Here is a 5,158-nt window from a genome sequence, read left to right on the forward strand (position 1 = left end):
GCGGGCGGTCTTGGCCTGATCCTGCGGCGGCGGGTTGGTTTCTTTCAATCCTTTCAGGGTGAAAGGGCGGTTGAAGGTCTGATTACCGGAATCATGGCGGTTGTCGTGGTTGGGTTGATGTCGGCTGTTGGTCCGGCGTTACTGACAGCAAGCCCGGCTCTGTGGAACACGTTGATTTTGGTCTGCGGTTTGAATTTCGGGGCGCAAATCCTGGTCTTTCTGGCGATGCACCGGTTTGGCCGGGCCGAGGCCGCGCCCGCGCTTGCCATTATCGCGGGCAATCGCAACCTTGCACTTTTTCTAGGGGCGCTGCCTGTGGATACGGCCTCTGATCTGCTGCTCTTCATCGGGTGTTATCAGGTGCCGATGTATATCACGCCGCTGGTAATGGGGCCGCTGATGCGTGTTCTGCACGCGCGCGGGTCGCACGTGGAGCGCTGAGTGCCTAAATTTACAACTTGAAGGGTAGGTAGGGCAAAGAGGATTTTCAGGAGCACCTTTAAATTGCCCCTTTGAGATGCTATCTTTAGCTCATCGACCAAGGTTAGGTTTAACGGTAGATTTATCAATCTCTTGATATCAGACAAATTTTAGATCAAGAGATTGCCCGAGACGACTGTGTACCAGTGCCGGTACCATTTCATCATCTGGTTGTGTTCCCCAATAATCCGAGTGAACCCGCCGATAGAGAGATCATTGAGTAAAAAGGTTGTTAAACCGCGTTTCGACGCGTCGCCGCACATTGCACCTGAAAGGGGCCGCAATCCTCTGCGCGCGGAAAAGAGATCCAAGCCAGGTTTTGCGCTCACAGCCGTTCTGTCGAGCGTAGTGATCGCGCTTGCGGTTTTTGGTGCGGCGTTTTTCACCCTCTCGTCGCTTTGGTGGGCCATTCTCGTGGCCTATGCCGCGCAGGTCAGTTTCATGCTGGTCATGCTTGGCGGCTATTACGCGGTCAGGACCGCGCAAGAGCCCCAGAGCCCCTATGACACCGAGAGGTGGGAGGGCATCAATGATCGGGTGATCGACACGGAACCGCCTGTCTGGCTGTCTTATCAGCCGAGAATGGAGGGGCTGAACCGTGTGCGGCGGGTGGCGGTGAGTGCGGCGAACGACCGGAACAGTCGCAAATGTTGTGAATGGCTCGCTGAGTATGAGTGCGAGGTGCATCTGTGTTCGGACCATGACACGTTGATCGGCGACCTGATTGCGCGGCCGGAACGCTGGTCGTTGTTGATTGTCGATGTCGATCACATTGGCGGGTCGGAGGCCGTACCAAGGGAGCTGGAGTATATCCGCAGCGGGCTGGCCAGGGTGCCAGTGATCCTGATGAGCAGCCGCGCGGAGAAGGAAACATTGGATGCGCTTGTTCCGCGCAAACAAAATATGGTGTTGGCCAAGCCTTTCTTTCGCAAATGCTTGTTCACGGCTGTGGAAACGCTCAACCCGGCCACGGCACAGGATGGGCATTGAGACAAGGCCCGCGTCCTGCTAAGGGAGGGACAAGATCAGTCCCTTCAGGAGGTTTTCATGGCCGAACATGAAAATGGCGCCGCACAAAGCGGGCCGCAAATGAAAATGAATATCCTATCGCAATTCATCCGCGATATGTCTTTTGAGAATGTGCTGGCACAGCGGGGCACCGGGGGTGAGGTGCAGCCGGATGTGCAGGTGGCTGTCAACCTCGACGCCAAGAAGCGCAGCGTGGAACATCAATATGAAGTGGTGGTCAAATTGACCATCAACTCGCGCAACAAGGCTGCGAACGAGGTTCTGTTCGTGCTGGAGCTAGAGTATGTGGGCGTGTTCCACATTGAAGGCGTGCCAGAAGAACAACTGCATCCGTTCCTCTTGATCGAATGTCCGCGCATGATTTTCCCGTTCATCCGACGCATCGTGAGCGACATCACGCATGACGGCGGCTTCCCACCGCTGAACCTTGAAAACATTGATTTCGTTCAGCTTTACCGCAACGAGATTGCCCGCCGTCAGGCGCAGGCAACAGCCCCCAAAGCCAACGCCTGAGACTATTTCCGCCAGAGCGCGGCGTCGCCCATCTTGGCTACAAAGGCCTGATGGGCGGCGGCCTCTGTCGCGGTCAGTCTGGGTGCGAGAGGCGTAGGACGTGGCATGGGCCGCCACTTGGTCGTCTCGGTTGCGCCACCAGATTTTGTGGTTGGGCCTGTTGCCAATCCGAAATCAGGTTGGCGGCCACCAATCAATTCCAGATAGACCTCTGCCAGAATCTCGGAATCCAGCAGGGCGCCATGCAGGGTCCGGGCGGAATTATCTATTTGAAATCTGCGACATAGCGCATCGAGAGAGGCCGGAGAGCCGGGAAATTTCTTGCGGGCGATGGCGAGGGTATCAACCGCCTGATCCCACGGCAATTGCGGCAGCTTGAGCCAGCCCAGTTCGGCATTGAGGAACTTCATATCAAAGGCGGCGTTGTGGATGACAAGCCGCGCATCCTGGACGAAATCCAGAAATTCCTGAGCAATTTCAGCGAACAAGGGCTTGTCGCGCAAGAAATCATCCCCCAGACCATGCACGGCAAAGGCCGCTTCGGGCATGGCGCGTTGGGGATTGATGTATTTGTGGAAGGTCCGGCCTGTGGGCATGTGATTATAAAGCTCGACAGCGCCGATCTCGACGATGCGATCGCCGGATTCTGGTTCAAAACCAGTGGTTTCCGTGTCGAGGACGATTTCACGCATGGGTCATCCTTTGCCGTATGTCACGCAGCACAGACTGCACCTGCGCGCGGGCGGATTCAAGGGTGTCGGTGGTAATCACGTAGTCGGCGTGGGCGCGTTTTTCGGCATCAGGCATTTGTTTTTGCAAGATATTCTCGAACTGCTCGGGGGTCATGGTGCCACGTTCCAGCAGACGCGCGCGCTGCACCTCGGGCGGGGCGCTGACCACAACGGTATAATCCATGCCTCGGTCTGCGCCGGTCTCGAACAGGAGGGGGATATCGAGGACGAGCGCGGGTGCGGGCTTTGTAAGGTCTGTAAGGTTCGTAAGGTGATTATGTACAAAATCCGCACGGTCGCGCGCGACAAGCGGATGCACGATGGATTCGATCCGGGCGAGGGCCGAAGGGTCGCGGGAAATGATCGCCCTGAGCCGGGCGCGGGAAATGGTCCCCTCCTCGATCGCGTCGGGGAATGCTGCGGCCATGGGCGCCACAGCGGCACCGCCGGGGCCATAGAGGCGGTGAACGGCGGCGTCGGCATCCCAGACCGGGCAGCCCTCTTCGTTAAAGAGGCGGGCGGTGGTTGACTTGCCCATCCCGATGGAGCCGGTCAGGCCGATCAAGACGGTCATCGCAAGGCGGCGGCGCGCGTGGCGCTATCGACGGTGGGGCGCACGCCAAACCAGCGCTCGAAAGCGGGAACCGCCTGATGGAGGAGCATGCCAAGACCGTCGACGGTGACACAGCCCATTTTCTCGGCCTCGATCAGAAGTTGGGTCTTGAGCGGCGCATAGACGAGATCCGTGACCAAGGCCCCGCGCCGCAACCCGTCGAGCGGGACGCGCAGAGGCGGTTTGCCCAACATGCCGAGCGAGGTCGTGTTGACGACTGTCACCGCGTCCTCCAGCATATTGCCGGCCTGGACCCAATCGACGACGGTCAGACGCTTGCCAAATTCGGATTGCAGCGCCTCGGCGCGGGTGCGGGTGCGGTTGGAAATGAAAATCTCTGGCACGCCGACATCGAGAAGGGAGGCCACGACCGCCCGCGCGGCCCCACCGGCACCGAGGACAGCGGCGGGGCCAGCCTCGGGGCGCCACTCGGGGGCGTTCTGGCGGAGGTTTTGGATAAAGCCGTAGCCATCTGTGTTGTCGGCATGCAGCTTGCCATCCTTGCGGAAGATGAGCGTATTGGCGGCCCCGATCAACGTGGCGCGGTCGGTCACAAGATCGGCCAGAGCCAGCGCGCGTTCCTTGTGCGGGACGGTGATATTCACGCCGACAAAGCCCATTTTGGGCAGGGTTTGTAACACTTGGGCCAGATCATCGGCGCTGACATCCATGGGAATGTAATAGCCCGCGATGCCGTTGGTTTTCAGCCAGTGGCCATGCAGTTGCGGCGATTTCGAATGGGCGATGGGCGATCCGATCACGCCTGCCAGGGGAATTCTGGCGAGGGGCTTTTTGTCATCGCTCATTGTTGGAGGTCTCCTCGGAGGGTGAGAAAGGACAGAAGATCGAGCAGCGGCAGGCCAAGCACCGTAAAATAATCACCATCCACGCGCGAGAACAAGCGGACGCCTTCGGCCTCGAGTTTGTAAGCGCCCACGCTTTCGGCGATGTCGGGCCAGTTGCGGGAGAGATAGCCATCAAGCCAAGCGTCCGTAAAGGGGCGAACGGTCATGCGGGCCATGCCGATATGACGCCAGAGCGGGCGGCCTGCCTGACAGATCACGACCGCCGACAGGAGATCGTGGCGTTTGCCGCGCATGGCGGAAAGTTGGGCGCGCGCCTGATCTATGGTTTCGGGCTTGGACAGGAGTTCGCCTGAGAAATCGAGCACCTGATCGCAGCCGATGACGAGGGCGGCCGGATGACGGGCGCTGATCTTGGTTGCCTTGAGCTCTGCCAGTGCATCGGCGATGTCACGGGGTTTTGCACCCTCGGCCAGAAGCGCGGCGCGCACGCTTTCCTCATCCACCCGGGGTGTCACCGCCTCGAACGCGAGGCCCGCGTTGCGCAGGAGGCTCTGGCGGATGGCGGAGCCGGAGGCGAGGATGAGGGGTGCGTGCATGTGGATAACCTGCGGAATAACCTGATGGACTGTCTAGGAACAAATGCGGGAGAAATCCATCCCGTGCGGCAGGTTGGGGACAAGAGCGCGTTTCAGGAAAGTTCGGCCTGAGTTCTACGGCTGTGGGAAAGAACAAGTTCGGGGTCGGGATAGATCGGGATTGGCAGAGTTATCCAGAGAGGCAGAGGGCGTAGCGGAGGAGAGTCATAATAAATAAGTTGTTGATTTTATTTTATTTTTTCTTGGGTGCCTAGGATGCTTGGGCGGTTTTTGGGAATTCATCAACAGGGTTGTCCCATTGGGGATAGTCCTGTGGGACTCTGGTTTATCCACAGATTTGGGGTGCTCTACATCCCACTACATCCTTTCTTATATCTTACTTAATATTTA

Annotated in this window: 6 protein-coding genes and 1 pseudogene; 3 read left to right on the forward strand and 4 right to left on the reverse strand. The window is 58.5% G+C overall.

The genetic code is table 11. The features are described from left to right. The 3 genes and pseudogenes from KBT70_RS18435 to secB form a co-directional block, all read left to right on the forward strand. Nucleotides 1–441: pseudogene (locus KBT70_RS18435) on the forward strand (hypothetical protein); the annotation flags it as partial. A 162-nt stretch (nucleotides 442–603) separates the two neighbouring features. Beyond that, a complete protein-coding gene (locus KBT70_RS18440) occupies nucleotides 604–1,470 on the forward strand; it encodes a response regulator (protein WP_296637636.1) in 867 nt (288 codons plus the stop codon). A 57-nt stretch (nucleotides 1,471–1,527) separates the two neighbouring features. After that, the gene (gene secB / locus KBT70_RS18445) at nucleotides 1,528–2,022 is read left to right on the forward strand and encodes a protein-export chaperone SecB (protein ID WP_296637637.1); all 495 of its coding nucleotides are present in this window, start codon (nucleotides 1,528–1,530) and stop codon (nucleotides 2,020–2,022) included. 2 nt (nucleotides 2,023–2,024) lie between these two features. Here secB and dnaQ read toward each other — a convergent pair whose 3' ends face one another. From dnaQ to KBT70_RS18465, 4 genes are read right to left on the reverse strand one after another with little or no spacing between them, the layout of a single operon-like run. Then, nucleotides 2,025–2,714: a DNA polymerase III subunit epsilon gene (gene dnaQ / locus KBT70_RS18450; protein WP_296637640.1), complete on the reverse strand. Its 690-nt coding sequence runs from the start codon at nucleotides 2,712–2,714 to the stop codon at nucleotides 2,025–2,027. Then, on the reverse strand, nucleotides 2,707–3,327 hold the full coding sequence (gene coaE / locus KBT70_RS18455; protein ID WP_296637643.1) for a dephospho-CoA kinase: 621 nt from the start codon (nucleotides 3,325–3,327) through the stop codon (nucleotides 2,707–2,709). The genes dnaQ and coaE overlap by 8 nt, the downstream gene beginning before the upstream one ends. Beyond that, entirely contained in the window at nucleotides 3,324–4,172 is an 849-nt protein-coding gene (locus KBT70_RS18460; RefSeq protein ID WP_296637646.1) for a shikimate dehydrogenase, read from the reverse strand. The genes coaE and KBT70_RS18460 overlap by 4 nt, the downstream gene beginning before the upstream one ends. Continuing rightward, nucleotides 4,169–4,768 carry a Maf family protein gene (locus KBT70_RS18465; protein WP_296637649.1) on the reverse strand — a complete coding sequence of 200 codons (600 nt, stop codon included), beginning with the start codon at nucleotides 4,766–4,768 and terminating at the stop codon, nucleotides 4,169–4,171. The genes KBT70_RS18460 and KBT70_RS18465 overlap by 4 nt, the downstream gene beginning before the upstream one ends. Nucleotides 4,769–5,158 lie beyond the last annotated feature (390 nt).

Origin of the sequence: Roseovarius sp. (genome assembly GCF_018066915.1) — a bacterium.
Taxonomy (GTDB): Bacteria; Pseudomonadota; Alphaproteobacteria; order Rhodobacterales; family Rhodobacteraceae; genus Roseovarius.

Excerpts from the sequence above, each read along its gene's own strand:
- secB (WP_296637637.1), top strand. The coding sequence starts at position 1,528 with ATGGCCGAACATGAAAATGGCGCCGCACAAAGCGGGCCGCAAATGAAA.
- dnaQ (WP_296637640.1), bottom strand. The coding sequence starts at position 2,714 with ATGCGTGAAATCGTCCTCGACACGGAAACCACTGGTTTTGAACCAGAA.
- coaE (WP_296637643.1), bottom strand. The coding sequence starts at position 3,327 with ATGACCGTCTTGATCGGCCTGACCGGCTCCATCGGGATGGGCAAGTCA.
- KBT70_RS18460 (WP_296637646.1), bottom strand. The coding sequence starts at position 4,172 with ATGAGCGATGACAAAAAGCCCCTCGCCAGAATTCCCCTGGCAGGCGTG.
- KBT70_RS18465 (WP_296637649.1), bottom strand. The coding sequence starts at position 4,768 with ATGCACGCACCCCTCATCCTCGCCTCCGGCTCCGCCATCCGCCAGAGC.